The sequence below is a fragment of the Streptomyces sp. STAM6 genome (genome assembly GCF_054963715.1).
In genome coordinates this window covers 50,296-76,416 of sequence record NZ_JBUEFZ010000010.1, presented here as the reverse complement: position 1 = coordinate 76,416, position 26,121 = coordinate 50,296, and the positions used below count along the sequence as shown (strand labels likewise).

Annotated in this window: 28 protein-coding genes, 1 tRNA gene and 1 riboswitch; of the genes, 21 read left to right on the top strand and 8 right to left on the bottom strand. The window is 71.5% G+C overall.

What is annotated here, in order from left to right:
• Positions 1 to 85: 85 nt before the first annotated feature.
• The 4 genes from ACY34K_RS14925 (at position 86) to rdgB (ending at position 2,204) form a co-directional block, all read left to right on the top strand.
• A complete protein-coding gene (locus tag ACY34K_RS14925; RefSeq protein WP_054220943.1) occupies positions 86 to 319 on the top strand; it encodes a glucose PTS transporter subunit EIIB in 234 nt (77 codons plus the stop codon).
• Between the two features lie 73 nt (positions 320 to 392).
• A complete protein-coding gene (rph, locus tag ACY34K_RS14920) occupies positions 393 to 1,124 on the top strand; it encodes a ribonuclease PH (RefSeq protein WP_462747025.1) in 732 nt (243 codons plus the stop codon).
• Between the two features lie 88 nt (positions 1,125 to 1,212).
• Positions 1,213 to 1,593 carry a hypothetical protein gene (locus ACY34K_RS14915; protein WP_462747024.1) on the top strand — a complete coding sequence of 127 codons (381 nt, stop codon included), beginning with the start codon at positions 1,213 to 1,215 and terminating at the stop codon, positions 1,591 to 1,593.
• 8 nt (positions 1,594 to 1,601) lie between these two features.
• A complete protein-coding gene (gene rdgB / locus ACY34K_RS14910; protein ID WP_462747022.1) occupies positions 1,602 to 2,204 on the top strand; it encodes an RdgB/HAM1 family non-canonical purine NTP pyrophosphatase in 603 nt (200 codons plus the stop codon).
• A 53-nt stretch (positions 2,205 to 2,257) separates the two neighbouring features.
• Here rdgB and ACY34K_RS14905 read toward each other — a convergent pair.
• Positions 2,258 to 2,341: transfer RNA gene (locus ACY34K_RS14905), tRNA-Leu, on the bottom strand.
• 36 nt (positions 2,342 to 2,377) lie between these two features.
• Positions 2,378 to 2,845, bottom strand: coding sequence for a thioredoxin-dependent thiol peroxidase (gene bcp, locus ACY34K_RS14900; RefSeq protein WP_462747019.1), 468 nt, complete (start codon positions 2,843 to 2,845; stop codon positions 2,378 to 2,380).
• 122 nt (positions 2,846 to 2,967) lie between these two features.
• On the opposite strand from bcp, the gene ACY34K_RS14895 reads away from it, so the two are divergent.
• From ACY34K_RS14895 to ACY34K_RS14885, 3 genes are all read left to right on the top strand, one after another.
• Complete coding sequence (locus ACY34K_RS14895) at positions 2,968 to 3,288, top strand: DUF3618 domain-containing protein (RefSeq protein ID WP_462747016.1); 321 nt, start codon at positions 2,968 to 2,970, stop codon at positions 3,286 to 3,288.
• A gap of 53 nt (positions 3,289 to 3,341) precedes the next feature.
• Positions 3,342 to 3,680 carry a GroES family chaperonin gene (locus ACY34K_RS14890; RefSeq protein ID WP_462747014.1) on the top strand — a complete coding sequence of 113 codons (339 nt, stop codon included), beginning with the start codon at positions 3,342 to 3,344 and terminating at the stop codon, positions 3,678 to 3,680.
• Positions 3,681 to 3,725: 45 nt separating this feature from the next.
• Positions 3,726 to 3,798: riboswitch (guanidine-III (ykkC-III) riboswitch) on the top strand.
• Positions 3,799 to 3,836: 38 nt separating this feature from the next.
• On the top strand, positions 3,837 to 4,157 hold the full coding sequence (locus tag ACY34K_RS14885) for a DMT family transporter (RefSeq protein WP_462747013.1): 321 nt from the start codon (positions 3,837 to 3,839) through the stop codon (positions 4,155 to 4,157).
• Positions 4,158 to 4,203: 46 nt separating this feature from the next.
• Here the strand turns inward: ACY34K_RS14885 and ACY34K_RS14880 are convergent, their stop codons facing one another.
• Complete coding sequence (locus ACY34K_RS14880; protein ID WP_462747011.1) at positions 4,204 to 6,582, bottom strand: transglycosylase domain-containing protein; 2,379 nt, start codon at positions 6,580 to 6,582, stop codon at positions 4,204 to 4,206.
• 191 nt (positions 6,583 to 6,773) lie between these two features.
• On the opposite strand from ACY34K_RS14880, the gene ACY34K_RS14875 reads away from it, so the two are divergent.
• The 4 genes from ACY34K_RS14875 to ACY34K_RS14860 all read left to right on the top strand — a co-directional run bounded on the left by ACY34K_RS14875 (position 6,774) and on the right by ACY34K_RS14860 (position 10,170).
• Positions 6,774 to 7,574: an ABC transporter permease gene (locus ACY34K_RS14875; RefSeq protein WP_462747010.1), complete on the top strand. Its 801-nt coding sequence runs from the start codon at positions 6,774 to 6,776 to the stop codon at positions 7,572 to 7,574.
• A 31-nt stretch (positions 7,575 to 7,605) separates the two neighbouring features.
• Positions 7,606 to 8,370, top strand: coding sequence for an ABC transporter permease (locus ACY34K_RS14870; protein WP_462747218.1), 765 nt, complete (start codon positions 7,606 to 7,608; stop codon positions 8,368 to 8,370).
• 6 nt (positions 8,371 to 8,376) lie between these two features.
• Positions 8,377 to 9,351, top strand: a complete 975-nt coding sequence (locus ACY34K_RS14865; protein ID WP_462747009.1) for an ABC transporter ATP-binding protein — start codon at positions 8,377 to 8,379, stop codon at positions 9,349 to 9,351.
• Positions 9,352 to 9,510: 159 nt separating this feature from the next.
• Positions 9,511 to 10,170, top strand: a complete 660-nt coding sequence (locus ACY34K_RS14860) for a DUF1707 SHOCT-like domain-containing protein (RefSeq protein WP_462747008.1) — start codon at positions 9,511 to 9,513, stop codon at positions 10,168 to 10,170.
• Between the two features lie 96 nt (positions 10,171 to 10,266).
• Here the strand turns inward: ACY34K_RS14860 and ACY34K_RS14855 are convergent, their stop codons facing one another.
• Complete coding sequence (locus tag ACY34K_RS14855) at positions 10,267 to 11,592, bottom strand: SGNH/GDSL hydrolase family protein (RefSeq protein ID WP_462747006.1); 1,326 nt, start codon at positions 11,590 to 11,592, stop codon at positions 10,267 to 10,269.
• 124 nt (positions 11,593 to 11,716) lie between these two features.
• Between ACY34K_RS14855 and ACY34K_RS14850 the strand changes: the two genes are divergently transcribed.
• Positions 11,717 to 13,054: a DUF445 domain-containing protein gene (locus ACY34K_RS14850; protein WP_462747005.1), complete on the top strand. Its 1,338-nt coding sequence runs from the start codon at positions 11,717 to 11,719 to the stop codon at positions 13,052 to 13,054.
• A gap of 279 nt (positions 13,055 to 13,333) precedes the next feature.
• On the opposite strand, the gene ACY34K_RS14845 is transcribed toward ACY34K_RS14850, so the two are convergent.
• Positions 13,334 to 13,636, bottom strand: coding sequence for a hypothetical protein (locus tag ACY34K_RS14845; protein WP_462747003.1), 303 nt, complete (start codon positions 13,634 to 13,636; stop codon positions 13,334 to 13,336).
• A gap of 308 nt (positions 13,637 to 13,944) precedes the next feature.
• Between ACY34K_RS14845 and ACY34K_RS14840 the strand changes: the two genes are divergently transcribed.
• The 3 genes from ACY34K_RS14840 to ACY34K_RS14830 are packed head-to-tail and all read left to right on the top strand — an operon-like array spanning position 13,945 to position 18,409.
• On the top strand, positions 13,945 to 16,419 hold the full coding sequence (locus ACY34K_RS14840; protein WP_462747000.1) for a hypothetical protein: 2,475 nt from the start codon (positions 13,945 to 13,947) through the stop codon (positions 16,417 to 16,419).
• Positions 16,416 to 17,408 (top strand): phosphotransferase family protein, encoded by a 993-nt coding sequence (locus tag ACY34K_RS14835; protein WP_462746998.1) that lies wholly within the window; start codon positions 16,416 to 16,418, stop codon positions 17,406 to 17,408. The genes ACY34K_RS14840 and ACY34K_RS14835 overlap by 4 nt, the downstream gene beginning before the upstream one ends.
• A gap of 2 nt (positions 17,409 to 17,410) precedes the next feature.
• Positions 17,411 to 18,409: an aminoglycoside phosphotransferase family protein gene (locus ACY34K_RS14830; protein WP_462746996.1), complete on the top strand. Its 999-nt coding sequence runs from the start codon at positions 17,411 to 17,413 to the stop codon at positions 18,407 to 18,409.
• A gap of 8 nt (positions 18,410 to 18,417) precedes the next feature.
• On the opposite strand, the gene ACY34K_RS14825 is transcribed toward ACY34K_RS14830, so the two are convergent.
• Positions 18,418 to 18,657, bottom strand: a complete 240-nt coding sequence (locus tag ACY34K_RS14825) for a hypothetical protein (protein ID WP_462746993.1) — start codon at positions 18,655 to 18,657, stop codon at positions 18,418 to 18,420.
• 138 nt (positions 18,658 to 18,795) lie between these two features.
• On the opposite strand from ACY34K_RS14825, the gene ACY34K_RS14820 reads away from it, so the two are divergent.
• Entirely contained in the window at positions 18,796 to 19,485 is a 690-nt protein-coding gene (locus ACY34K_RS14820; RefSeq protein WP_462746990.1) for a hypothetical protein, read from the top strand.
• A gap of 512 nt (positions 19,486 to 19,997) precedes the next feature.
• On the opposite strand, the gene ACY34K_RS14815 is transcribed toward ACY34K_RS14820, so the two are convergent.
• The gene (locus ACY34K_RS14815; RefSeq protein ID WP_462746988.1) at positions 19,998 to 20,453 is read right to left on the bottom strand and encodes an excalibur calcium-binding domain-containing protein; all 456 of its coding nucleotides are present in this window, start codon (positions 20,451 to 20,453) and stop codon (positions 19,998 to 20,000) included.
• 426 nt (positions 20,454 to 20,879) lie between these two features.
• Positions 20,880 to 21,887, bottom strand: coding sequence for a tetratricopeptide repeat protein (locus tag ACY34K_RS14810; protein ID WP_462746987.1), 1,008 nt, complete (start codon positions 21,885 to 21,887; stop codon positions 20,880 to 20,882).
• Between the two features lie 135 nt (positions 21,888 to 22,022).
• Here ACY34K_RS14810 and ACY34K_RS14805 point away from each other — a divergent pair, with 135 nt between their 5' ends.
• From ACY34K_RS14805 to ACY34K_RS14785, 5 genes are all read left to right on the top strand, one after another.
• Positions 22,023 to 22,865, top strand: coding sequence for a class E sortase (locus tag ACY34K_RS14805; protein ID WP_462746985.1), 843 nt, complete (start codon positions 22,023 to 22,025; stop codon positions 22,863 to 22,865).
• Between the two features lie 9 nt (positions 22,866 to 22,874).
• Complete coding sequence (locus ACY34K_RS14800; protein ID WP_462746983.1) at positions 22,875 to 23,156, top strand: DUF3311 domain-containing protein; 282 nt, start codon at positions 22,875 to 22,877, stop codon at positions 23,154 to 23,156.
• The gene (locus tag ACY34K_RS14795; protein WP_462746982.1) at positions 23,153 to 24,622 is read left to right on the top strand and encodes a sodium:solute symporter family protein; all 1,470 of its coding nucleotides are present in this window, start codon (positions 23,153 to 23,155) and stop codon (positions 24,620 to 24,622) included. Before ACY34K_RS14800 ends, ACY34K_RS14795 begins: the two co-directional genes overlap by 4 nt.
• 78 nt (positions 24,623 to 24,700) lie before the next feature.
• On the top strand, positions 24,701 to 25,000 hold the full coding sequence (locus ACY34K_RS14790; protein WP_462746979.1) for a DUF6412 domain-containing protein: 300 nt from the start codon (positions 24,701 to 24,703) through the stop codon (positions 24,998 to 25,000).
• A gap of 392 nt (positions 25,001 to 25,392) precedes the next feature.
• Entirely contained in the window at positions 25,393 to 26,121 is a 729-nt protein-coding gene (locus tag ACY34K_RS14785; protein ID WP_462746977.1) for a YidC/Oxa1 family membrane protein insertase, read from the top strand.

Here is a 26,121-nt window from a genome sequence, read left to right as displayed (position 1 = left end):
GAAGTTGGGCCAACCGTGCGTTACCGTGACGAAATACCTAGTGGGCCGAGCAGCGCTCAGTGCTCTTCAACGCAGGGAGAAAGACATGGCCACCAAGGCTGAGAAGATCGTCGCCGGGCTCGGCGGTATCGACAACATCGAAGAGGTCGAGGGCTGCATCACCCGCCTGCGCACCGAGGTGGCCGACCCGTCCCTGGTCGACGAAGCCGCGCTGAAGGCCGCCGGCGCCCACGGGGTCGTGAAGATGGGCACGGCCATCCAGGTCGTCATCGGCACCGACGCCGACCCGATCGCCGCCGACATCGAGGACATGATGTGAGCTGACGCTCACCGCCGCGGGCCCGTTCCGGAACCGGAACGGGCCCGCCCGCGCGTACGACTAGGCTTTTCACATGTCTCGAATCGACGGCCGTACGCCCGAACAGCTCCGCCCGGTCACCCTCGAACGCGGATGGAGCAAGCACGCCGAGGGCTCCGTCCTCATCTCCTTCGGCGACACCAAGGTCTTCTGCACCGCCTCCGTGACGGAAGGCGTACCGCGCTGGCGCAAGGGCAGCGGCGAAGGCTGGGTCACCGGCGAGTACTCCATGCTGCCGCGCTCCACCAACACACGCGGCGACCGTGAATCCGTCCGCGGCAAGATCGGCGGCCGCACCCACGAGATCTCCCGCCTCATCGGCCGTTCCCTGCGCGCCGTCATCGACTACAAGGCCCTCGGCGAGAACACCATCGTCCTGGACTGCGACGTCCTCCAGGCCGACGGCGGCACCCGCACCGCCGCCATCACCGGCGCCTACGTCGCCCTCGCCGACGCCGTCGCCTGGGCCCAGAAGAACAAGCTCGTCAAGGCCGGCCGCAAGCCGCTCACCGGCACCGTCTCCGCCGTGTCCGTGGGCATCGTGGACGGCACGCCGCTGCTGGACCTCTGCTACGAGGAGGACGTCCGCGCCGAGACCGACATGAACGTCGTCTGCACCGGCGACGGCCGCTTCGTCGAGGTCCAGGGCACCGCCGAGGCCGAGCCCTTCGACCGCAAGGAGCTCAACGCGCTCCTCGACCTCGCCACCGGAGGCTGCGCCGACCTCGCCGCCCTCCAGCGCGAGGCACTCGACCTCAGGCTGTAGCAACCGAAGACGTTCGACGAGGCGTCTGCATCAGTACGGGCGTACGGGCCGACCGTTCGCCCGTCCGTATCTGGGGAGGACCCGTTCCATGCGCCGTACCACCGCTCTCGCCGCCGCGACCGCAGTACTCGCCCTCACGGGAGTGGTCGGCTGCGGGGCCCTCGACAAGGCCCTCGACTGCGTGCAGACCGCCGAGTCCATCGCCACCAGCGTGGACAAGCTCTCGACCGCCGTCTCCAGCGCCGCCGACGACCCCACCAAGCTGAACGAGGCGCTCGACGAGATCGACAAGGAGCTGGGCTCCCTCAAGGACACGACGGACAACGCCGACCTGTCCAAGGCCGTCGACGACCTCAACAAGGGCGTCGACAGCGTCCGCGCCGCCGTGAAGAACGGCGACACCACGCCGGACATCAAGCCGGTCACCGACGCCGCCACCGAGATCGGCAAGGTCTGCACTCCCGGATAATCGGGGGCATGACGCGCCTGATCCTCGCCACCCGCAACGCCGGGAAGATCAACGAACTCCACGCCATCCTCGCCGACGCCGGTCTCAGCCACGACCTCGTCGGCGCGGACGCCTACCCGGACGTCCCCGACGTCAAGGAGACCGGAGTCACCTTCGCCGAGAACGCCCTGCTCAAGGCACACGCCCTCGCGAAGGCCACCGGTCTGCCCGCCGTCGCCGACGACTCGGGCCTCTGCGTCGACGTCCTCGGCGGCGCCCCCGGCATCTTCTCCGCCCGCTGGGCCGGCACCCACGGCGACGACAAGGCCAACCTGGAGCTGCTGCTGGCCCAGCTCGTCGACATCGACACCCCCCACCGGGGCGCCCACTTCGCGTGCGCCGCCGCCCTCGCGCTCCCCGACGGCACGGAACGCGTCGTCGAGGGCCGCCTCCGCGGCACCCTGCGCCGCTCACCGCACGGCACCAACGGCTTCGGCTACGACCCGATCCTCCAGCCCGACGGCGAGACCCGCACCTGTGCGGAGATGGCCCCGGCGGAGAAGAACGCGATCAGCCACCGCGGCCAGGCCTTCCGCGCCCTGGCACCGGTCATCCGCGAACTCCTCGGCTGACGGCCGCGGACACGGCGAAGGGCCGCCCCGAAGAGGGCGGCCCCGACGCACGGTGCGGCCGGAGGGACTCGAACCCTCACGGGTGTTACCCCACTGGGACCTAAACCCAGCGTGACTGCCAATTCCACCACGGCCGCATGTCGCCCGGTCATGCTACTGGCCGGGCGTCGGCCTCAGATGCCGAGATCCTTGATGATCTTCGCCACGTGGCCGGTCGCCTTCACGTTGTACAGCGCGCGCTCGACCTTGCCGTCCTCGTCCACGACGACCGTCGAGCGGATCACGCCGGTCACCGTCTTGCCGTACAGCTTCTTCTCGCCGAAGGCGCCGTACGCCTCCAGGACCGCCTTCGACGGATCGCCGACCAGGGTGACCTTCAGATCCTCCTTCTCGCGGAATTTCGCCAGCTTCTCCGGCTTGTCCGGCGAGACACCGATCACGTCGTACCCCGCGCCCGCCAGCAGCTCCAGGTTGTCCGTGAAGTCGCAGGCCTGCTTGGTGCAGCCGGGCGTCAGGGCGGCCGGGTAGAAGTAGACGATGACCTTGCGGCCCTTGTGGTCCGCCAGGGACACGTCCTTGCCGTCCGCGTCGGGCAGGGTGAAGGCGGGGGCGGTGTCGCCCGGCTGCAGTCGCTCGCTCATGGCTCTCCTCACAAGGTGGTCGTACGAGTCCAGAGCCTAATGGGGGTCGGAGACAGTGGGCCGGGCCCCGAGCTGACAGACTGTCCATCACGGACCCACGACCAGACCACGGAGGCAGCGCGGTGTCGGATGCCAGGACCCCTGCGCAGATCGAGGCGGACATCGTCCGCCGGCGCGAGCAGCTCGCCGTCACTCTCGACGAGATCGGCGTGCGCATGCACCCCAAGACGATCATCGGGGACGCGAAGGCCAAGGTGGCGTCGACCGTCGACCAGACCGCCGGGCGGGCCTTCGTCGCCGTGAACCGGGTCGTGTCGGACGTGCGGACGCGCTTCGTGTCCGAGGACGGCACGCCGCGGCTGGAGCGCGTGGTCCCGGTGGCGCTGGTCGCGGTCGGCGTCATCGGCCTGCTCGCCCTCTCGTCCCGCCGCCGCAGGCCCTGAGGACTCTCGACCCTCTGGCTGCCACGGCGCGCCGCGGCAGGTAGGTTTTTGGCGTGAGCGAGAACACCCACGACAAGCTGCCCATCCGGATGCTGCACGATCGCGTGCTGGTCCGGTCCGACACACCCGAGGGCGAGAGGCGCTCGGGCGGCGGCATCCTGATCCCGGCGACCGCTGCCGTCGGCCGCCGGCTGGCCTGGGCCGAGGTGGTCGCGGTCGGCCAGAACGTCCGGACCGTGGAGACCGGGGACCGGGTGCTGTACGACCCCGAGGACCGCGCCGAGGTCGAGGTGCGCGGTGTGGCGTACGTACTGATGCGGGAACGCGATCTGCACGCGGTCGCCGCCGACCGGTTCGAAGGGTCCGAGGACTCGACGGGCCTGTACCTGTAAGCGTGGGGCGCAAGGGCCTGGTGACGGTCGTCACCAGGCCCTTGCGCATGGCCTTGCTATGTTGGAGGGACCCCCGACGAGACGCGCCGTACCGGGTTGAACGCAAAGACGACGCACCCGCAGTTCGTACGTGTTCCGCGTCTCGGAGGTGCCGTCATGGCCTGGGTTCTGCTCGTCGTCGCCGGTCTGCTCGAAGTGGGCTGGTCGATCGGGATGAAGTTCACCGACGGATTCACCCGGCTCTGGCCCAGTGTGCTGACGGGCGCCGGGATCGTCGCCAGCATGCTGCTGCTGTCCCGGGCCGCCAAGACCCTGCCGATCGGCACCGCGTACGGCGTGTGGGTCGGGATCGGCGCCGCCGGAGCCGCGGTGGTCGGCATGGTGGCCCTGGGGGAGCCTGCGACCGCCGCCCGGATCTTCTTCGTCTGTCTGCTGCTGGTCGCCGTCGTGGGCCTGAAGGCGACCTCCGGGCACTGACCCGGGAGCCGTCAGGCCGGTCGCTGCCGGCCGGGCCCGCCGCCGGTTACCCCGTCCGGGTGCCGCCGACGGCGGCACCCGGAACCCCCGGCACCGCGGGGACATCCGGCACCGCGGGGACGTCCGGCACCCCGGGAACGCCCGGCATGCCGGGAACACCGGGAACCCCGGGAAAGCCGGGGACCGCGGCGGCCGGGCCCTGCGCGCCGGGCGGACCGCCGGCTCCGCCCGGGCCGCCTCGACCGCCCGGGCCGTCCCCGTCACCGGGGCCCTCACCGTCCCCTTCGCCCGGGCCCTCACCCTCGCGGCCGTCCGGACGGCCCCAGGCCCGGCCGTCGGCCGACTCCGGCTCCGTCCCCTCCGGCTGCCCGGACTCCGGCGGCCACGGCTCCTCGATCAGCTCGGCGCCCTCCGCCAGCACCAGGTCGAAGTCCCGGTGCGCGGTGCCCTCCAGGGCCGTGCGGGTGTACTGCGCCCAGATCTCCGCGGGCGCCCCGCCCCCGTTGATCCGCACCTGCCCCAGCGCCCCGTACAGCGGCATCTGCCCGCCCGTCTTCGGGTCCTGGCCCATCACCGCGACCACGGTCGCCAGGTCCGGGGTGTAGCCCGCGAACCAGGCCGCCTTGTCGTCCTCGGCCGTGCCGGTCTTGCCGGCCGCGGCCCGCCCGGCCCCCTGCGCGGCGGTGCCGGTGCCGCCCTCGACGACGCTGCGGAGCATCGCGGTCGTGGTGTCGGCGGCCTCCCGGCTGATCACCTGCTCGCTCCCGGAGACCGGCAGCTCGATGACGGTGCCGCCCTTCTCGACCTTCTCGACCAGCGTGTACGTGCCGTGCTTGCCGTGGTTGGCGAGGGTCGCGTACGCCTCCGCCATGTCGAGGACGCTGGCGGTCGCCGGGCCGAGCGCGATGGACGGCGACGGGTTGAGATCGGGGGTGTCCGTCGGCAGGCCCAGTTCGATCGCGGTCTGCTCGACCTTCGCCGGACCGACGTCGACGGCCAGCTGCGCGTACACCGCGTTGACGGACTTGTCGGTGGCGGACCGGACCGTGAGCGGGCCGTACGACACGTCGTCCTCGTTCGCCGGGGCGTACTCCGCGCCGCTCCAGCCCTGCACCGGCCGCAGGTTGGTGCCGTCGTAGAGGGTGTTGGGGGTGATCGGCTCGCCGTCCTGCGTGCGGGAGCCGTGGTCGACGGCGGCGGCGAACACGAACGGCTTGAAGGTGGAGCCCACCTGATAGTCGCGGCGGGTGGCGTTGTTGACGTACTGCTTGGTGTAGTCGATGCCGCCGTACATGGCGACGACCTTGCCGGTGGCGGGGTCGATGGACGCGCCGCCGACCCGGACGTAGCGGTCGACCTCGTTGCCGCTGTCCAGCCGGGAGGTGACCTGGTCCGTGACGGCCTGCGCGAAGGCGTCCTGCTTCTGCGGATCCAGCGTGGTGGTGATCTTGTAGCCGCCGGTGGCGAGGCTCTTCTTGTCGACGACCCCGTGGTCGCTCAGGTAGTCCTCGACCGCGTGGACGATGTAGCCGCGCTGGCCCGCCAGACCGGTGGCGGCCCGCGCCTTCTGCGGCGAGGGGAAGACCGTCGCGGCGCGGGCGGTGGGGGAGAGCCACCTCTCCTTGACCATCGCGTCGAGGACGTAGTTCCAGCGGCGCAGCGCCTGGAGCCGGTTCCCCGGGTGGCTGGCGATGTCGTACGCGCTGGGCGCGTTGAGCAGCGACGCGAGGTAGGCGCCCTCGGCGGCGTCCAGCTCCTGGACGTCCTTGCCGTAGTAGGCGCGGGCGGCGGCCTGGATGCCGTAGGCGTTGCGGCCGTAGTAGCTGGTGTTGAGATAGCCCTCGAAGATCTGGTCCTTGCTCTTCTGCCGGCCCAGTTTGATCGAGATGAAGAACTCCTTCACCTTGCGGGTGACGGTCCTTTCCTGGCCCAGGTAGTAGTTCTTGACGAACTGCTGGGTGATGGTGGAACCGCCCTGGGTGCCCTTGCCGGTGACGGTGTTCCAGGCCGCGCGGATCATCGCCTCGGGGTCGACGGCGGACTCGGTGTAGAAGTCGCGGTCCTCGGCGGCCAGTACGGCGCGCTGGACGACGCGGGGGATCTCGCCCAGCCGGACGTTCTCGCGGTTGACGTCACCGTCGCGGGCGATCTGGGTGCCGTCGCTGTAGAGGTACACGTTCGACTGGGCGGTGGCGGTGGCGTTGGCGGCCGGGATGTCGACGAGGTGGTACCCGGCGAAGAACCCGCCGATCACCAGCAGGGCGAGGAAGAGGAACGTCCCGAGGGCCGCCCGCCACGTCGGGACGAGTCTGCGCCAGCCGGTGCGCCTGCGCCGGGTCCGGCGCTTCGGGGGTTTCCTCCCGGGCGGCCCGACGACGGTCGGGTCGCGGGGCTCCCAGGCCTGCTGCGGTGGCTCGTCGCTCATGGTCTCCGACCCGTTCGGTGGCTTATGTGCCGATTTGCATAGGTTCCCTCATAGTGCACCGCGCACCGGCGCTTCCCCGGCAGCGGCGGCCGAGTGCAGCCGAAAAGCGGTCGCGAGGCCACATATCCGGCGGCTAGGCTCGACCGCTTTGGTGCGTGCCGGGTGGTCCGGACACGGAGGGGAGAGCAGCGATGCGGCTGTACGCGGCCGTGGCGGTCGGCGGGTTCCGGCGCTATGCGACGTACCGGGTGGCGACCGCGGCAGGGGTGTTCACCAACACCGTCTTCGGTTTCATCCTGGCCTACACCTACATCGCCCTCTGGGACGAGCGGCCGCACCTCGGCGGCTACGACATGGCAGAGGCCCTGGCGTTCGTGTGGATCGGTCAGGCCCTGCTGACGGTCTGCGGCCTGATGGGCGGCGGATTCGAGGACGAGCTCATCGAGCGGATCAAGACGGGCGACATCGCCGTCGACCTGTACCGGCCGGCCGATCTGCAGCTGTGGTGGCTGGCGGTCGCCATGGGGCGCGCCGGGTTCCAGCTGATCGGCCGGGGCGTCGTACCGATGGTGATCGGCGCGCTCGCCTTCGACATCGCCCTGCCCGAGCGGCCGCTGACCTGGCTCGCCTTCCTGGTCTCCGTCGCGCTGGGCGCGGTCGTCAGCTTCGGGGTCTGGTTCCTGGTCGCGCTGAGCGCGTTCTGGCTGATGGACGGGGCGGGCATGGTCCAGGTCGCCTGGCTGTCCGGGCTGTTCTTCTCCGGAAGCCTGCTGCCGCTGACCGTCTTCCCGGGCGTGCTGGGCGAAGTGGCCCGCGCGCTGCCCTGGTCGTCGCTGCTGCAGGTGCCGGCGGACGTGTTCCTCGAGAAGCGCACGGGACGGGAGCTGATGGAGACGTACGCCTTCCAGGCGGGCTGGGCGCTGGTACTGCTGGCGGCCGGGCGGGCCCTGCAGTCGGCGGCGACACGACGGGTGGTGGTCCAGGGTGGGTGAGGGACTGCGCGCGTACGGGCTGATCGCGGCCATGTGGATGCGCTCGACGATGACGTACCGCTTCTCGTTCGCGATGACGCTGCTGTCGAACTTCCTGACGACCGCCTTCGACTTCGTCGTCATCCTGCTGATGTTCAGTCATGTCCGGGGCCTCGGCGGGTTCTCGTTCCCCGAGGTGGCCTTCCTCTACGGGACGGTCAGCACCGCCTTCGGGCTCGCCGACCTCGCTCTCGGCCAGGTGGGACGGCTCGGCAAACGGGTGCGGGACGGCACGCTCGACACGATGCTGGTCCGGCCGGCGCCGGTGCTGGCCCAGGTCGCGGCGGACCGGTTCGCGCTCCGGCGGCTCGGCCGGTCGACCCAGGGGCTGATCGTGCTGATCTGGTCGCTGACGCTGGTCGACGTGGCGTGGACGCCGGTGAAGGCGGCCCTCGTGCCGCTGATGGTGCTGGGCGGCATGCTGATCTTCTCGGCGGTGATGGTCGCCGGAGCGGCCTTCCAGTTCTTCGCGCAGGACGGCGCCGAGGTGACGAACTCCTTCACCTACGGCGGCAACACCCTGCTGCAGTACCCGCCGACCGTCTTCGCCACCGAGCTGGTGCGCGGCGTGGTCTACATCCTGCCGCTGGCCTTCGTGAACTGGGTGCCGGCCCTCTATGTGCTGGGCCGGGAGCTGCCGGCGGGCCTGCCCTGGTGGGCGGCCTTCCTCTCACCGGTGGTGGCCGCGGTCTGCCTGGTCCCGGCCGGGCTGGCATGGCGGGTGGGACTTCGTTCGTACCGAAGCACAGGGAGCTGAGCACACATGGATCTGATCGAGGACTTCATCGAGCTGGAGGACGTCCAGAAGGTCTTCGACGTCCGCCGGAAAGTCGGCTTCCTCCGGCGCGAGAAGCGGGAGGTGCGGGCGGTCGACGGAATCAGTTTCCGGGTGTCCCGCGGCGAGATGGTGGGCTACATCGGGCCCAACGGCGCCGGCAAGTCCACCACCATCAAGATGCTGACCGGCATCCTCACCCCGAGCGGCGGCCGCCTGCGGGTGGCGGGCATCGACCCCTCGCGCGACCGCACCCGGCTGGCGCGCCGGATCGGCGTGGTCTTCGGGCAGCGCACCACGCTGTGGTGGGACCTCCCGCTGCGCGACTCCTACCGCCTGGTCCACCGGATGTACCGGATCCCGGACGCCCGCTTCCGCGAGAACCTCGACCGCTGCGTCGAACTCCTCGACCTCGGTGAGCTGATGGACGTGCCGGTCCGTCAGCTCTCCCTGGGCCAGCGCATGCGCGGCGACATCGCCGCCGCCCTGCTGCACGACCCGGAGGTGCTCTACCTCGACGAGCCGACGATCGGCCTGGACGTCGTCTCCAAGGCGAAGGTCCGCGGCTTCCTGCGGGACCTGAACGCCGAGCGCGGTACGACGGTGCTGCTCACCACGCACGACCTGACCGACATCGAGCAGCTGTGCAAGCGTGTGATGGTCATCGACCACGGCCGGCTGATGTACGACGGTGCCCTCGGCGGCCTGCACGAGGTGGGCGACAGCGAGCGGACCCTCGTGGTCGACCTGGAGCGGGAACTGCCCCCGATCGAGGCGGACGGCGCCCGCGTGGTCAAGGTCGAGGGCCCCCGCCAGTGGCTCGCCTTCCCCTCGGCCCGTTCGGCTGCCCCCCTGGTGGCGCGGATCGCGGCGGAGTACCCCCTGGTGGACCTGTCGGTGCGCGAGCCGGACATCGAGACGGTGATCGCGAAGATGTACGAGGAGAGGGCGGTGGCGCCGTAGCGGGTGCGGGCCGTGGCGCCCGCGGTCGTGCGGGTGGGGTGGCGGCTCGAGCCAGGGCTGTGCGGGTGGGGTGGCGGCTCGTGTCATGGCTGCGCGGGCAGGGCGGACGGGCCGTGTCGCGGCTGTGTGGGGAGCGCGGTCGCACATTAGTCTGTTGGTATGACGAGCGAGCTCCCCGAGATGCGGGCGTCGGACGCGGAACGCGAACGGATCGCGGAACGACTGCGGGACGCGGTCGCCGAGGGCAGGCTCGACATGGCGGAGTTCGAGGAACGGCTCGACCTCGTGTACAAGGCCCGCACCCACGGCGAGTTGGTACCGCTCGTCCGCGATCTGCCGGCCCCCTCCGCGGGGTCCGCGGGTTCCGCCGCGTCCCTGGCATCCGTGGCGGACGCCGGCTGGCCCTCCCGCGTCGGAAAACCGGCCACCTCCAAGGGTGCCTTCGCCTTCTGGAGCGGCTTCCGGCGGCGCGGCAGGTGGACGATCGCCCGGGACTTCAAGGCCTTCGTGCTGCAGGGCGGCGGCGACATCGACCTGCGCGAGGCCGACTTCGAGGACCGCGAGATCGTCATCCGCTGCTTCGCCGTGATGGGCGGCATCCAAGTGATCGTCCCGCCCGACCTGCACGTCGACGTCCGCGGCTTCGGCCTCATGGGCGGCTTCGACGACCGCGGCTCGGGCGAGGGCACCCCCGGCTCGCCGAGGGTGACCGTCACCGGATTCGCGCTGATGGGCGGGGTCGGTGTGGAGCGCAAGCTGCGCCGGGCCGAGAAGCAGCGGCTGAAGGAGGAGCAGCGGCGCAAGGAGCTCGGCGGGTAACGCCTCCGTCCGGCGTCGCGTCCCCGGAGTCGGGGTGGCGGACGGGGCCGGGGCCGGGACCGGGGCCCGGACCGCCGGGACGTCGCGTGCGCCGCGTCAGGCCGGTTGGGGCGGGCCGCCCTCCAGGGCCGCGAGGTCCACGTACGTGCCCATGCGCCGGTAGCCGGCGTCGTTCGGGTGCAGCCCGTCACCGGAGTCGTACGCGGGCAGCAGCCGGCTCGGGGCGTACGGGTCGCGCAGCGCCCGGTCGAAGTCCACGACCTCGTCGAACACCCCGCCCGCGCGGATGATCGCGTTGACCTGCTCCCGTACCGCCTCCAGGCGGGGCGAGTGGCGCCGGTGCGCGCCGAACGGCATCAGCGTCGAGCCGACCACCCGCAGCCCGCGCGCGTGCGCCCGCCGGGTGAGCTCCCGCAGACCGTCGGTGATACGGCCGGGATCGGTCTCGTGCGGGCGGCGGAGGATGTCGTTGATGCCGAGGCTGACGACGACCGTCCTGGCGCCCGCACGGCCGAGAGCGTCGCGGTCGAAACGGGCCAGCCCGCCGGGGCCGCGGCCCTTGCCGCCGCGCAGGACGCAGTTGCCGCCGATGCCCTGGTTGAGGACGGCGTAACCGCGGCCGCGCAGCCGGTCGGCCAGGACGTCCGGCCAGCGGCGGTTGGCGTCCGAGGTGGAGCCCACGCCGTCGGCTATCGAGTCGCCGAAGACCACCACGGCCCCGCGGGCCCCGCCGCCCATCACATCGACGCCGGCCAGGTGCCGCCAGCCCGTGGTCCGGGTGGTGTACGCGCCGGCGCCCTCCTCCCGCGTCCGGTCGCCGGCGGCGGCGTACGAGGTCTGGCGGGCGATCGGGTGCAGGGTCGCCGTCTGCCCGGCCGGGACGTGCAGCGTGACCAGCAGATCGCCGTCGTACGGGACCGGCAGCGCTACCGGGTCGCTCACCGTCTCGGCACCGGGCGGGACACTGACGTACTCCCGGCCGGCGAAGGTCACCCGCCGCAGGGTGCCGGGCACGGCGGCCGCGCCCGTCCGCCGCACCGCCATCGAGGCATCGGCGATCCTCAGCGGTCGCTGCCCGAAGAGATTGGTGAGGGTGATCCGGGCATGGGTGCCGCCGACGCTGGTGTGAACGACGTTGCGCAGCGACACGCCGCCGTTGCCGTTGGCGTCCCCGGCCGCCGGGCCGCCCCCGGGCCGGGCCGCGGGCGCGGGCATGGCCCCCGGTACGAGGGCCGCCGCAGGTTCCACGGCCGCCGCCGACCAGGTCCCCGTCCACACGGCACCGGCCGCGACGGCCTGCGCGGGCCGGGCCGCCGGGCCGCCCTTCGTTCCCGCGCGGACCGTCACGAAGATCGCCGAGCACACCAGCCCGGCCAGCGCCAGCACCGCACCCAGCACGGCATGTCCACGACGTACGCTCATGGCGCTCATCATCCGGCACGGCCTGTCCGCCGCGCCCACCGGGAACTCGGAGTGCGCCCCGGGAGTACGTGAGGTAGGGACTACGTACGTGCGTACGCGACGGCTACGCGGACGGGTGGAGCGGATGAACCGTACGAAAACCGATGACACGGCCCCGGTGCCGGGCGCGGCCCCGTCGCCCGTCGCCTCGCGGCTGGCCGCCTTCTCCTATACGGCCGCCGACGAGGAGAAGCGCCGGGGCGTGCGCAGGATGAAGGCCACGGCGACCGGCCTCCTGCTGCTGGTGGCCCTGGTCTACGTGCTCGCCACCTGGGCGCGCAACGAGGGCGTGGACGGCTGGCCCGGCTATGTCGCGGCCGCCGCCGAGGCCGGCATGGTCGGCGCGCTCGCGGACTGGTTCGCCGTCACGGCGCTGTTCCGCCGCCCGCTCGGCCTGCCGATCCCGCACACCGCCATCATTCCGACCAAGAAGGACCAGCTGGGCGCCTCGCTCGGCTCCTTCGTCGGGGAGAACTTCCTCTCCTCCGAGGTCGTACGCGCCCGGCTGCACGCCCTGTCCATCGGCGGCCGCCTCGGCGCCTGGCTCGCCGAACCCGCACACGCCGACCGCGTCACCGCCGAACTCGCCACCGCCCTGCGCGGCGCCCTCACCGTCCTGCGCGACGCCGACGTCCAGGCCGTCGTCGGCGAGGCCATCACCCGGCGGGCCGACGCGGCCGAGGTCGCTCCCGGCATCGGCCAGACCCTGGAGAAGATCGTCGCCGACGGAGCCCACCGCAGGGCCGTCGACCTGATCTGCAACCGCGCCCACGACTGGCTCGTCCTGCACGGCGACTCCGTCATGGAAGCGGTGCAGGGCGGTGCCCCCGGCTGGACGCCGCGCTTCGTCGACCGGCGGGTCGGCGAGCGCGTCTACAAGGAGCTGCTGCGGTTCGTCACCGAGATGCGCGACATGCCGGGCCATCCGGCGCGCGGCGCGATCGACCGCTTCCTCACCGACTTCGCGGCCGACCTCCAGGCCGACACCGACACACGCACCCGCGTGGAGCGCATCAAGTCCGACCTGCTGGCCCGCCCCGAGATCCAGGACATCATCGCCTCGGCCTGGGCATCCGTACGCGGCATGATCATCTCTGCGGCGGAGGACGAACGCAGCCAACTGCGCCTGCGCGCCCGCGCCTCCCTGATCTCCCTCGGCACCCGCCTGACGACGGACAGCCGCCTCCAGGCGAAGGTGGACGGGTGGGTCGAGGACGCGGCGGTCTACGTGGTGACGACGTACCGCGCCGAGATCACCTCGCTGATCAGCGAGACGGTGGCGAGCTGGGACGCCGACCAGACGTCGAGGAAGATCGAGGCGCACATCGGCCGCGACCTCCAGTTCATCCGCATCAACGGCACGGTCGTCGGCGCGCTGGCGGGCCTGCTGATCTACACGATCTCCCACGCGGTGGGTGCGTAACCCGCCCTTCCCGGCTGCCGGGTCCCGAGCGCGCCCGGGGGCCGGGCCCGGGGGGCTCCGGGGGACGGCCCCTGGGGACGGTCCGGGAGACGGGGCCAGTGGATGGGCCCGGTGGATGGGCCCGGGCGGAGGACCGGTCCCTGCCCGACCGGCCCCCCACCCAGCCACTGTGGGGAGGTGCCCTGTAGTACGCAGGGGGCGCCGGTCTTGTTCAACGCCTCGGGCAAGTCCTCGACATCCCCCGCTCCAGCGGCCTCGCCGCCCGGTACCGGCCTGGCCTCAGCCGCGTTCGCGCGTCACGGCCCACGAGGCGGCGGCCATGGCACCGGCCACGGAGAACACCGCCGGCCAGGCACCGACCTTCTTGGCCAGCGGATGCGAGCCGGCGAACGCGGCCACGTACGCGGCGGTGAGCCCGGCCGCGGCCTTCCCCCCACTGCGCTGCTGCCACTCCCGCGCGGCCACGGCCCCCGCCGCCGCGAGGGCGACCCCGCCGAGCGGCCGCTTCTTCGTCCACCGGGCGACGGCGTACCCGCCGACGAGCCCACCCGCCGCTATGGCTGCTGCCGGGATCCTGGCCATGCTGTCCTGCCTTTCGAGCGCTTGGAGTTGTCGCCCCGAGGCTAACCCGACGAACGCCCCCGCCCTCGGCGGCCCACCGGCCCCCGCGTGGCACGGCCGACCGGGGTGCCGCCGGGGCGACCGGTGGGTGAGGAAGGGACAGCTTTCCGCAGCATCACGCAGCTGATGAGCCTTCATGGCGATCGGGCTCCGCACTGTCGAGTCCGATTAACTGCGGTGCCCCGCGGCGTCGCTGTGGGTAACCTCCCCTCCGTAGCGTTCGGGAACCGGGGGGAGCCGCTGTGCCCATCAGGCCGCGATATCGGCGTGTGTCGGCCCTGCAGCGGCAGTTCTTCAATCGCGAGGGACTGCTTGCCATGTACGACGAGGAATTACGGGGGATCGCCGACAGGCTGAGGATCGTGAACGTCGTCGGTGTCGGTGGCATCGGTAAGTCCCGTCTGCTCGAAGAGCTGCGCAACCGCACACCCGACACGTGCCGTACGGCCCGGCTGGACCTGCAGTTGCCGACGCTGAGACAGCAGGAGGACGCCCTGGCCGTCCTCCGGATGGAGTTCGGGGCACAGGGCGTCAAGTTCGACCGCTTCGACATCGCCTACGCCGTCCTATGGCAGCGCGTCCATCCACAGCTTCAGATGGACCGCAAGACCACACCCTTCGCCGAAGACAGCGAAGTGCTGTCGAAGATCCTCGACGATGCCATGGGACTGCCGGTCTTCGGGACGGCTGCCGGACTCATTCGGCTCACCGGCCGGGCGATGACCAACCGTCGGCGCAGGCAGCGAATCGAGGCCGACCCGACACTCCAGGAACTCGACAGCCTGTCGAACGCCGATCTGGGACACGCAGTCTCGTACCTGTTCGCCGAGGAGATGCGGGAGTCGGCCGAGGAGCGGCCGTACGTACTCTTCGTGGACGCCTACGAGGCCATGGTGCCCACACCCCTGCCCGGCGGACGCACCTACGGTACGGACGCGTGGCTGCGCGATCTGCTCGGACAGCTCCGGGGCGGGCTGACCGTGCTGGCGAGCCGCGAACCACTCCCGTGGTCCGCTTACGACAAGGACTGGGAGACAGTGATCCGGGAGGCCCGGATCGACGGACTCCCGATGGACGCACGCCTCGACCTGCTGGCCCAGGCGGGCATCACCGAGTTGCCCAGACAGCGCACCATCGCCGAGGCCAGCGCCGGCGTGCCCTTCTACCTCCACCTGGCCGTGGACACGCACGCACAGAATCCCTCCAGGGCGCAGGACGCGGGCACGGGAGAGGAGATCGTCCAGCGATTCCTCCAGCACGTGGCCCCAGACGAGGTCCGGATCCTGGAGCTGCTCAGCGTCGCCCGCACCTTCGACCTGGGGATGTTCAGGGCGATCGGGCGGACGTTCGACCTGCCGACGAATCTGCTGACCTGGGAATCACTCACCGCCTACTCATTCGCCTACCCACTGCCGGACGGGTGGTACCGGCTGCACCAGCTGATGATCGCCGCCCTCCGGCACCACCTTTCGCCCACCGTCAAACGGCAGGTCCACGCCGTGCTGCGGCAGTACTGGGAACAGCTGGCGGACCGGATGGAGGGCGGGACCGAACCGTCAGTAGTCGCCCGCTCGTCTCCTCTTCGCGAAGCCGTCCATCACGGCCTGCACGCGGAGAACATCTCCCCGGAGCGGATCCAGAAGCACGCCGACCGCGCGGTCATGATGAGCGGCAGGCAGGCCGCCGACGGAATGGTCAAGGACATCCGGCACTATCTCGCGGCCCCACCGGAAACCGAGTACGCCGCAGCCGCCCTGTCCGGACTGCGTGACGCCGCCGACTGTCTGGAGGCCGAGGCGAAGCTGGAACTGGGTGACGCCGGCGCGGTCATCACCATGACTCCCGCCCTAGACATGCCCGTTCGCTCGGTGATCTCGGCCCGGCTCGCCCTCGCCGGGGCGAACGCGCGCCGCATCGCCGGTGAGAGCAGCCATGCGGCGAGCATTTTCGAGCGTGTCTGGGAGGAACATGACGGCGAGGCCCGCACTTCCGCCGGACTGTGCGTCGCGGACATCCGGATGTGGCAGGGCGACTTCGCGGGAGCCTTCGCACTGGCGGAACAGGTCCACGCTCTTTGTGAACCGCACGAGCGGGTCATCCGGGGTGACCTCAAGCGACTGATGCATCTGGGTCACCGTTTCCTCATGGACTTCACCACCGCCGCCGACCTCCTGGCACAGGCCGAGGAGGAGTACCTCGCGGTGGGCGCCGTCGTGGGTCTAGCGAACATCAGGACCAACAGAGCCGAGCTACTGGCCCTGGTGGACCCCGACGCGGCCGTGGCGGAGGCCGGTGCCGCACTGGAGGTCCAGCAGGATCTCGGTGCCCAGCACGAGATCGGCAAGGTGTACACCGCGATGGCGGTCGCCCACATGCGGCTGGGCCAGCTGGAACGCGCGGAGGTGTCCTTCCGCAGCGCCAACGCCGCCCTCGACCGGGCCGGCTACCGATCGGGCCGGGCCCGCGCCGACATGTTCCGGGCCTTCCTGCTGTGGCGGCGGGGCAGGCGCGAGGCGACACGCGACCTGCTGGTGCATGCGGCACGGGAGTTCGAGGCCTGCCAGGTCTATCCTTCGCTGATCCTCGCTATCCACCGTGCCGCCGACCGGACCGGCCTCGTGACTCCCGAGCTCGAGGCGGTCGCCGAGCGCGCCCGCCCCTCACTGCGACCGCTCGGAGCGGTGGAAGACTTGAATCGTCGTACGGACGACCTGCTGACGACACTGCTCGAGGTGGCCCCGTGACCTGGCACATGCTGTACAAGCAGGCAGTGGAGTCGGACCATGCCGCTGCCGGTTACTACAACCGGAACGTGGGGGTGAGCACGCCCGACGGACGAGTGAATGTGCGCATCCCCTTGGCAGCCGCTGACGTCATGGACATACGGCTCTGGCGCGAGGAGGAGGTACTCGCCACCATCAGTCCCTATGTCGGCCAGGCCCCCGAGCTGCGTCATGTTTCGCACGATCCGCGGTTCCAGGTCCATCACTTCATCGAGGGCCGGGTCCTCGACAGTTTCTCCCCGCGGGGAAGTGCCGTTCCCAGCCATGTGATGTCCGATGTCGTGACCCTCATGCGACAACTGGTGGACATCCCCCAGGAAAAGGCTCCTCCGCTTCCGCCTCACTGGCCCGCCTCCGGCGACAGCGCCGGCTTCGGCCGGCTGCTGGCCGATCTCACCCGGCGGATCCACGCCATGTGCCAGGAGGAGTACGGGGAGGTCTTCACCGATTTCGGCATCCCGTCGGAGCCGCTGGCAGTCGTCGATGACGCGTGGGACGGGCTCACCTCCAGACCTTTCGCGATGCTGCATGCGGACCTCCATCGCAAGAACATGATCGTGCGCGAAGAGGACACCTGGTTCCTGGACTGGGAGCTGGCCCTGTGGGGCGACCCCATGTACGAGATCGCGATCCACTTTCACAAGATGGACTACCCGGACGAGCAGCGGGCGGAGGTCTTCCGGCTGTGGCGGGACAAGCTTCCCGCGCAGTCCACCGCAGGCCCGCGAGCCGACCTCGATCTCTACCGGGCCCACGAGCGCATCAAATCAGCGATCGTCGACACCGTCCGCTACTCCAAGCAGCTCGCCACCGCCTCACCCGCGGAGCGGGACTTCCTGGTGGGACGCCTGGCGAGGAAACTGAACGTCGCCCGACTGGTCTGGGGATCACCTCCCGACATGACCCCCGAACGGGTCGCCGCGGCCCTCGCGCCGTGGTCGGGGCGGTAACCATGGAACCCCTCGCCCTCTACGAGGAGGCCCGCGCACGCGGAGGCGCACAGTCGGGCCACTACAACCGCAACCTCCGTGTCGAGGCCGACAGCGGCCCGGTGGTCGTCCGGATGCGCTCCGCCGCGGCCGAGGCCATGGACCTCACCTTGTGGCCGGAGGCCGACGTGCTGGCGGCCGTTGGCCCACACGTACCCTCGGCCCCCCGTCTCGTGTACGCGGGCACCGACCCCGACTTCCAGATCCATGAATTCGTCGAAGGCCGTCGGGTCGACGAGATCTGCCCCGACGGCAAGCCGTTGCCGGAACCGGTGCTGGAGGGTATCCGTGCCCTCTTCGGCCAACTGCTGAGCCTGCCGGCCCGGGTCCTGCCGCCAGTACCCGACGACTGGCCCCGCGACGGAGACACGGCCGGCTTCGCCAAGCGCCTGCTGGAGCTCGTACGCGCCATCCGGCGGCGCGGAGATGACACGGTCAGCGGCCTGTACGAGGCCCTCGGCATCCCGCCGGACCCGTGCCTCCTGCTCCACGACGCGGCTTCGGACCTGGCGGAGCGGCGCTTCGCCCTCCTGCACGCGGACGTCCACCGCAAGAACATGATCCTCACACGGCAGGACCAGGTCGCCTTCCTCGACTGGGAACTGGCCCTGTGGGGAGACCCCGTTTACGACCTCGCCGACCACATCCACAAGATGTCCTACACACGCGCAGACCAGGCCACCGTCACGGCCGGCTGGCAGCGCTCCGCGTCGGACGAGCACCGGACGCGGTGGCACCACGGCCTCCGCTACTACCTCGCGTACGAACAGGTAAAGTCCGCGGTCGTGGACACGGTCCGCTGGGGACGACGCATCGCAGCGGCGGACGACGAGTCAACGAGGCACGCCCTGGCAGGAGAACTCGCCGACAAAATCACCGCGGCCAGGCCGCACTGGGATGCCCCTTCAACGCCGGCACCGTCACCGGGTGACGTCCTGCATGCGGTTGAGCACTGCCTCTGACGCTCGAACTACCGGGGCGGCCCGGGCCGCCGTCGCCGGGCACGGGCGTACACCCCGGCGCCCAGGGCCAGCGTGGTGCCGAGGACGAGGGCGCTGTACAGGCCGTCGGACATCGAGCCCGACACATCGTCAGGCAGCAGCATGGTCACCCCCATCACCAGCAGCGCCGCGCCGAAGGAGCACAGCAGACCGAGCGCCAGCCAGCGCACGAGACGGGCCTGCGGTGAGGTGAGGGGACGTCCTGCCATGAGCCGATCCACCTGACGTGACGAAGGGATCAACGGTGCGTAACAGCCCCGAGTGTGGCAGAAGCCTTCCTGCCACGACCGTGTAACCGTCCCCGGGCGAGCCGGTAAGGCATCGCCCGGCGCGGGCACAGGACGCCCATGCCCACCCTCCACGAGCCCCACCACTTCGCCGCCGACCCACTCGTCGTCGCCCAGGACGGCGTGGCCACCGTCCACCAGCTCCGCGTCCTGGGGTGCGCGTCGTCGGTCGTCTCCGGACGCTGCCGCCCCGGCGGGCCCTGGCAGCGGCTGCTGCCCCGAGTGATCCTCCTGCAGACCGCCCCCGCGTCCCCGCACCAACGACTGCGGGCGGCCCTCCTCTACGCCGGACCGGACGCCCTCCTCACCGGCCCAGCCGCACTCACCCTCCACGGCGTGCACGCCCTGCCGCCGCCGGCCACGCAGCCGCCGAAGGTCGACGTCCTGGTCCCGCACCGGCTGAACCCCCGCAGTCACGGCTATGTCTCCGTCCACCACACCCTGCGCCCGGCGCACCGTGTCCCGCGGCAGAACCTTGCCTGCGCCTCCCTCCCGCGCGCTGTGTCCGACACGATCCCCCGTCTGGACACCCAGGCCGCGGTCACCGCGCTGCTGAGAGCCGCCATCCAGCCCCACACGTACGACGAGGTCCTGGCGGACCTGGAGGCGGCGTCGCTGACGGGGGACGCGTGGGTGGCGGCGGCGCTGCGGGAGGTGGTGGGGCGGCAACGATCGATCCAGAGCGACCACGAGGTCCATCCTGGTGGAGTGACGCTTGGCGGCACCGATCCCCGGTCAATCAGCGGTTGACGCAGGTACGTTGACTCTGTGTCCCTACATGACCTGCTCATACGCATAGCGGAGACCTACGAACCCGAGGGCATGGCAAGGGCTGACAAGCCCGGTCACGCACTCTTGTGGGGGGTGAAGAATCGCGCCGACCTCCCCTGGCCACCCCGATGCCGCGCCGAAGGGTATGGCGGGCAAGGGAACGCGAGTCGCACACCGTGGATCGGCATCTTCGACCAGGCTTGTGGAGGGGAAGTCCGTGAAGGTCGGAAAGACGCGCCTAGCGGTCCGGGAGGCGGTGGCGCAACTCTTCGAGTATCGGCACTTTTATTACCGTGAGTCTGGGCGGCGGGATCCCCATCTCATCGCGCTATTCGACGACGAGATAGAACCCTACGTCGACTACCTGGAGTCTCTCGGTATCGCGGCCATGTGGGTGCGCCGCGGAGGGGGTTGGGGCGGGTCGCCTCTCGCTGCCCAGTGGCGACTCGTTCAGCCGACACATTGAGCGTGCCCCGGCCAACGGAGTCGCTTCACCTGCCCTCGCAGCCCACCCCGTCCCCGTCCCGGTCCAGGTGCCGGCCGTATCCCGCTTGGCCGCGGAAAACCGGGGCCGCGCCGGCTGAGCGGGCTTCGGTGCAGTTGCTGTAGTGGACGTCGGTGCCGCCGTCACCGCTGCCGGAGTCGGCGCCGCTGTCGGTGGTGGTGGCCTCGCGGGTGACCGTGGCCGTGGTGGTGACGGTTGCCGTGGTGGTGACCGTCGGGGCGGGCTCGGGAGCGGCCGGCGGGGGTGAGGTGACCGTGGCGGTGGTCGTCACCGTGATCGTCGGCGTCGGCTGCGCCGATGTGCTCGTGGCGTCCTCGGAGCCGAGCGCGCCGCAGCCCGCGCCGAGCAGCAGGAGGAGCAGGCCGCCGACCCAGACGCGCTTCATGCGGTGCAGCGGGCGTACGGGGCCGGGGGTGTCGGGCTGGTGGTACGCGTTCGTCATGGCACACGTCTCCCTCACGCACACAGGGACTGGATGTGTGGGGGGAGAGCGGCCAGTCGACGGCAGTGGTTCATTCTGGAAGGGCCGCACACCACTTGTGAAGGGCCTGTAAGCGGTCAAAGTGATCGTGTGGCCGGGGAAGCGCAGGCGCAGAGCAACGCAGGCCCCCTCAGCCCCACCACCCCCACGAACAGCGCGACACCCGCGCCATCGCCATGAGTGGCGAGCGTGGCGAGGCGCGAGGCGACGCGTCGGACCAATGCTGGGCGGTTCCGTTCCGGTCGTAGGGGAGAGGGGCCGGTGCCCAGCGGTGGGGCGGCGTGGTCGGCTGGGTTCATGGGCAGGTGCCGCGGATCCGAGCGGGACGTGGTCGCCTTGCGCGGACGCGGTGTACGCCCATCAGGCGCACGCCGGAGCCGGCGAGGCTCAGGGCTGGGCCGTGCCGTGGCAGTCGCCGTACGGCCGGTCCGAGCCGCACCAGCAGGGGGCCGTTCGGGACGGGGGCCAGGGGATCGCGCGGCCGCGGGCGGCCAGGGTGGTGGCGTACTGGGGGAGCAGCGCCGCGTTGGAGGGGGACGTGGCCTCGGACGCCGCGAACGCCTCGTAGGAGGGGACCGTGGCCTGGACGATGCCCAGGTTGGGGGTTCCCGCGGCGGAGAGTTCCCGCAGGGAGGCCTCGATGTCCGTCAGGTGGGCCGCGTGCGTCGGGTACTCGGACTCCAGCTCGGGGTACGCCTCCAGCAGCTCGGCCAGCTCGGCGGGGGGCCACAGCAGGACCGCGACCGGGAACGGGCGGGACAGCGCCGTGCGGTACGAGCCCAGCTCGCTGCGCAGACGGTCGATCTCGGCCTGCAGCTCGACCGGGTCGGAGGAGCCCAGGGCCCAGAGGCGCTTCGGGTCGTGCAGTTCGTCCAGCGGGACGGCGCCCGTGTGGAGGCGGTCCGCCAGGACGTCCCAGTCGTCGTGCCGCATGCCCAGCAGGCGGCGCACGCGGTGCCGGCCCATGAGGAGGGACTGGGACGTGTAGGGGACCTCGTCGTCGGGGGAGGGGAGGAGATGCGTCACGGCCCTGGTGAAGGTCGCTTCGGAGGCTTCGAGCTCGTCATGGGCCTCCAGCGTCTCCGCGACGGTCTCCCAGGCGACCGCGTCGGTCGGGGTCGCCGCGCGAATGCCGTCGAGGATGGCGCGCGCCTCGGCCTCGTGCCCGTACTCCCACAGGTTCGCGGCCTTGAGGGCCTTCACCAGGTGCGGGTGCTCCGGGTCGGTGGCCAGGAGGCTGTCGTACAGCGTGGTCGCGCGGACGCGGTCGCCTGCCAGCTCGAGGTGGGCGGCGGCCCGCAGGAGCAGCGGTTCGTGGTCCGCGGGGTACTGCGCCGCGGTGCGCAGCAGGCGCTCGGCTTCGGCGGTGTGGTCGGCAGGCGTGTCGGGGCGCATGGTCAATACCGTACTGCTGTACGGGGGTAGGGGCGGAGAGGCGTTCTGGTACGGAATCCGTTGAATTCCGGGAAGCCGTGGATTCGCCCGTCGGCCGGCCTGGTGACTTCGCGGGCGAGCCCCTATCGTGCCCGCGTGCGGAAGCCGGTGCCGGTCGTGGTGCGGCGGCGGGCGCCCCGGGGACGGGCGACGCTCGCCCGCGCGCTGTGGGTGGGGGCCGAGCTCACCGTCACCCTGGGGCTGGTCGTCCTGCTCCTCGTCGTCCACCAGCTGTGGTGGACCAACCACCAGGCCCGCGCCGGTGCCGAGCGGCAGGTCCGGGCGCTGGAGCGGGAGTGGGGGCAGGGGCAGGGGCAGGGCCGGGAAGAGCCCGGCCTCACGACGCCGCCCGGGTCCGACGGCGCCGGGGCCGACCCGGCCGCCGGCGGGACCGGTGAGCCCGGCGGGACCGGCGGGATCGGCGGGACCGGCGGGATCGGTGAGGACGCGGCCCGGTCGGCCGGGTCCCCGCCGTCAGGGCCCCGCTGGGACCGGGCCTACGCCATCCTCCGCATCCCCTCCCTCCGCCTCACCGCCCCCGTCGCGGAGGGCGTCGCCAAGCGCGGTGTCCTCGACAAGGGCTACGTCGGGCACTATCCCCGGACCGCCCGGCCCGGCCAGGCCGGGAACTTCGCCCTCGCCGGCCACCGCAACACCCACGGCGAGCCCTTCCGGTTCATCAACCGGCTCCGCAAGGGCGACGAGATCGTGGTCGAGACCCGGGACGCGGTCTTCACCTACGTCGTCGACGCCACGCTCCCGCGGACCTCGCCCCGGGACACCGGGGTGGTCGCCGCCGTACCGAGGAGCGGGGTCAGGGCCGGGTACGGCTACCGCGAGCCGGGGTACTACCTGACGCTGACGACCTGCACACCCGAGTACAGCTCGAAGTACCGGCTCGTCGTGTGGGGGAAACTGGCGAAGATGCGACCGCGTTAGGGTCCGAAGGTGATCAGACGTAGGCCCCAGCTGTTGTGGCTGCTCATTCCGTTCCTCCTCTTCGTCGGGGCGCTGCCGCTGGTGAACCGCGTCGAGCCGGTGGTCCTCGGGCTTCCGTTCCTGTGGGTGTGGCTGCTGGGTGCCACGCTGGTCACCCCCCTCTCGGTGTGGCTCACCAGGCGCGGCGACCGGCACGGCGACCTGCACGGCGGCCGACGGGACGGCAGACGGGGTGACCGGGGTGACCGGCTGGAGGGTCGGCCGCGTGACCGGCGCGAGGGACGCGGGTGAACGCCGCCGTCGCGACCTCCGTCTTCGGCGTCTTCATGGTCGCCACCGTCGTCCTCGGGCTCCTCGCCGTACGCGGCCGGGGCGGCGGGGCGGGCGGGCTCGCCGAGTGGTCCGTCGGCGGCCGGAGCCTCGGGCCCGTCTTCATCTGGGTCCTGATGGCCGGCGAGGGCTACACCAGCTTCAGCTACCTCGGCGCGGCGGGCTGGGGCTACAACTACGGCGCCCCCGTCCTCTACGTCGTCGCCTACATGTCGTGCGGCTACGCGCTCGGGTACGTCGTCGGGCCGATGCTCTGGGGGTACGCCCGCAGACACGGGCTCGTCGGGATCACCGACATGGTCGCCCACCGGTACGGCAAGCCCTGGCTCGGGGCCGCGGTCGCCGTCCTCGCCACCGTCTTCCTGCTGCCGTACATCCAGCTCCAGATCACCGGCATGGGTGTGGTGCTGTCGGTGATCTCGTACGGGGCGGTGGGGCTGAACACCGCGTACTTCGTCGCCTTCGCCGTCACCACCGGGTTCGTGGTCGTCAGCGGGCTGCGCGGCAGCGCCTGGGTCTCCGTCCTCAAGGACGCCCTGGTGATCGGGACGCTGGCCTTCCTCGCCGTGTACGTCCCCGGCCACTACTTCGACGGGTACGGGGACTTCCTCGGCCGGCTCGTCGAGGAGAAGGGCGAGTGGCTGACGCTTCCGGGCCACGGCGGCACCTGGGGCACCGCCTGGTTCGCCACGACCACGCTGCTCAACGCCCTGACCGTGGTCATCTTCCCCACCACAGTGGCCGGATACCTCGGCGCGCGGAACGCGGACACACTGCGCCGCAACGCCGTGTGGCTCCCCGCCTACAACGTCCTGCTCTTCGTGCCGATGCTCCTCGGGCTGGCCGCCGCGTTCGTCGTGCCCGGCCTGACCGGCCCCGACTCGAACCTGGCACTGTTCCGGCTGGTCGTCGACTCCCTGCCGGCCTGGGCCGTGGGGCTGGTCGGAGTGGCCGCGGCGCTCTCCTCGATCGTCCCCATGGCCGTCTTCATGCTGGTCATCGGCACCATGTGGGGCCGCAGTGTGCTGTCCCTGGTGCCGCGGTGGCGCGGACGCGAGAAGGGCGCCTCGCAGATCGTGGTCGTCGTGGCCGGGACGCTGGCGCTGGTCATGACGTATGCCGCCCCCAACACGCTCGTACGCCTCTCCCTCATCTCCTACGAGGGGATGGCGCAACTCCTGCCGATGCTGCTGCTCGGACTGATCTGGCGGCGGCTCACCCTCGCCGGGGCGGTGAGCGGCCTGGTGGCCGGGGTCGCCGTCGTCTGCGGGCTCGTCTTCTCCGGGCACGACCCGGTGTGGGGGGTGAACGCCGGAGTGGTCGCCCTCGCCGTCAACCTCACGGTCGCGCTCGCGGTCACCCACGCCGGGCCGCGCGACCGCGACGAGCGGGCCGACATGGAAGTGCTGGCCCGGGAACCCGCGTGACCTTCCGGTCGTCCTCTCTCTCGGTACGATGCATTCGTTCATCCGTTCATCGGACGCAGAGGAAGGAAGGGAGAGGTTGTGACGCGACTGCTGCGCTCCACCGGTCTCCTGCTCTTCCTCCTCACCGAGGTCTTCCTCGTCGAGGGCGGCAGCTTCTCGGCGGCCGTCGCGCTCGCCGCGACCGGCGCGGTCGGCTCCGCGCTCGCCGCGTGCGCGGTCATCAGCGCGCGCAGCGCGCCCGCCGTGCCGCCGACGCGCGTACGGACGGCGATCCGCGACCGTGAGCAACGCACGGCCTTCCTGCCCCAGCGTGATCCGGACGCCTCGGGGCGCCGGCGTCCGCGAGCACCCGGCGGTCTCGTCCCGACGACCGCGTAGGACGCGGCGGGGCTCCTGCTCGGGCCCAGGTGTGCCCGGACCCGGCTCGGCCGGCTCCCGGCCGATCTCTCCCGGAGTCCGGCTCCCGGCAGTGCCCGGTGCGGGCACCTGCTCGCCCAGGCACCCAGGCCGGGCAGACACCCAGGCACCCAGGCACTCAGGCCGGGCAAACGCCCGCCCCTAGCAGGGCCGTCCCCTAGCAGGGTCCTCCCCTAGCAGGGTCCTCCCCTAGCAGGGTCCTCCCTGCGCAGGGCCTCCCCGCGCAGGGCCGTTCCCTCTCCGGGCCGTTCCTGCCCCGGGTACGCCCCCGCCCATGCCCCTGTCCCGCGCGGTTCCGTCACGCCGACCCCTGTCACCTCCCGGCACGACGAGACTCCTCGGAGGGCTTCCCCATGTCCGTTTTCGCCTCGCTCGTCGAGCAGCTCGCCGAGCTGCTCGACCCGCTGTTCCACACCACCGCGACCGCCGCCGCGATCGTGCTGTTCACCATGCTCGTGCGGCTCGCCGTGCACCCGCTGTCGCGGGCCGCCGCGCGGGGGCAGAAGGCCCGGACGCGGCTCGCCCCGAAGGTGGCCGAGCTGCGCAAGAAGTACGCCAGGGACCCGGAGCGCCTCCAGCAGGCCGTGCTGCAGCTGCACGCCGACGAGAAGGTCTCGCCGCTCGCCGGCTGCCTGCCCAGCCTGTTGCAGCTGCCCGCGTTCTTCCTGATGTACCACCTCTTCTCCAGCGGCCGGATGGCCGGACACACCCTCTTCGCCGCGCCGCTCGACGGCCGCTGGACGGAGGCGCTCGCGGACGGCGGGTTCTTCGGGCCGGCGGGGCTGGTGTACGTGGCGCTGTTCCTGATCGTCGCGGGTGTGGCGACGTACACGTACCGGCGGACGAAGCGGCAGCTGGCCTCCTCGCCGATGCCGCAGTCGGAGATGCCGGGCATGGAGGCCATGACCGGGGCGATGACGCGGATCATGCCACTGATGTCGTTCGCGACGCTGCTGACGGTCGCGTTCGTGCCGCTGGCCGCCGGGCTCTACGTGGTCACGAGCACCACGTGGACCGCGGTGGAGAGGGCGTTCCTGTACCGGGACACGCCGGCGCTGGGCGGGCTCGCTACCGCTGGGTAA

Excerpts from the sequence above, each read along its gene's own strand:
- ACY34K_RS14925 (WP_054220943.1), top strand. The coding sequence starts at position 86 with ATGGCCACCAAGGCTGAGAAGATCGTCGCCGGGCTCGGCGGTATCGAC.
- rph (WP_462747025.1), top strand. The coding sequence starts at position 393 with ATGTCTCGAATCGACGGCCGTACGCCCGAACAGCTCCGCCCGGTCACC.
- ACY34K_RS14915 (WP_462747024.1), top strand. The coding sequence starts at position 1,213 with ATGCGCCGTACCACCGCTCTCGCCGCCGCGACCGCAGTACTCGCCCTC.
- rdgB (WP_462747022.1), top strand. The coding sequence starts at position 1,602 with ATGACGCGCCTGATCCTCGCCACCCGCAACGCCGGGAAGATCAACGAA.
- bcp (WP_462747019.1), bottom strand. The coding sequence starts at position 2,845 with ATGAGCGAGCGACTGCAGCCGGGCGACACCGCCCCCGCCTTCACCCTG.
- ACY34K_RS14885 (WP_462747013.1), top strand. The coding sequence starts at position 3,837 with ATGGCCTGGGTTCTGCTCGTCGTCGCCGGTCTGCTCGAAGTGGGCTGG.
- ACY34K_RS14880 (WP_462747011.1), bottom strand. The coding sequence starts at position 6,582 with ATGAGCGACGAGCCACCGCAGCAGGCCTGGGAGCCCCGCGACCCGACC.
- ACY34K_RS14875 (WP_462747010.1), top strand. The coding sequence starts at position 6,774 with ATGCGGCTGTACGCGGCCGTGGCGGTCGGCGGGTTCCGGCGCTATGCG.
- ACY34K_RS14870 (WP_462747218.1), top strand. The coding sequence starts at position 7,606 with ATGTGGATGCGCTCGACGATGACGTACCGCTTCTCGTTCGCGATGACG.
- ACY34K_RS14865 (WP_462747009.1), top strand. The coding sequence starts at position 8,377 with ATGGATCTGATCGAGGACTTCATCGAGCTGGAGGACGTCCAGAAGGTC.
- ACY34K_RS14860 (WP_462747008.1), top strand. The coding sequence starts at position 9,511 with ATGACGAGCGAGCTCCCCGAGATGCGGGCGTCGGACGCGGAACGCGAA.
- ACY34K_RS14855 (WP_462747006.1), bottom strand. The coding sequence starts at position 11,592 with ATGAGCGTACGTCGTGGACATGCCGTGCTGGGTGCGGTGCTGGCGCTG.
- ACY34K_RS14850 (WP_462747005.1), top strand. The coding sequence starts at position 11,717 with ATGAACCGTACGAAAACCGATGACACGGCCCCGGTGCCGGGCGCGGCC.
- ACY34K_RS14845 (WP_462747003.1), bottom strand. The coding sequence starts at position 13,636 with ATGGCCAGGATCCCGGCAGCAGCCATAGCGGCGGGTGGGCTCGTCGGC.
- ACY34K_RS14830 (WP_462746996.1), top strand. The coding sequence starts at position 17,411 with ATGGAACCCCTCGCCCTCTACGAGGAGGCCCGCGCACGCGGAGGCGCA.
- ACY34K_RS14825 (WP_462746993.1), bottom strand. The coding sequence starts at position 18,657 with ATGGCAGGACGTCCCCTCACCTCACCGCAGGCCCGTCTCGTGCGCTGG.
- ACY34K_RS14820 (WP_462746990.1), top strand. The coding sequence starts at position 18,796 with ATGCCCACCCTCCACGAGCCCCACCACTTCGCCGCCGACCCACTCGTC.
- ACY34K_RS14815 (WP_462746988.1), bottom strand. The coding sequence starts at position 20,453 with ATGACGAACGCGTACCACCAGCCCGACACCCCCGGCCCCGTACGCCCG.
- ACY34K_RS14810 (WP_462746987.1), bottom strand. The coding sequence starts at position 21,887 with ATGCGCCCCGACACGCCTGCCGACCACACCGCCGAAGCCGAGCGCCTG.
- ACY34K_RS14785 (WP_462746977.1), top strand. The coding sequence starts at position 25,393 with ATGTCCGTTTTCGCCTCGCTCGTCGAGCAGCTCGCCGAGCTGCTCGAC.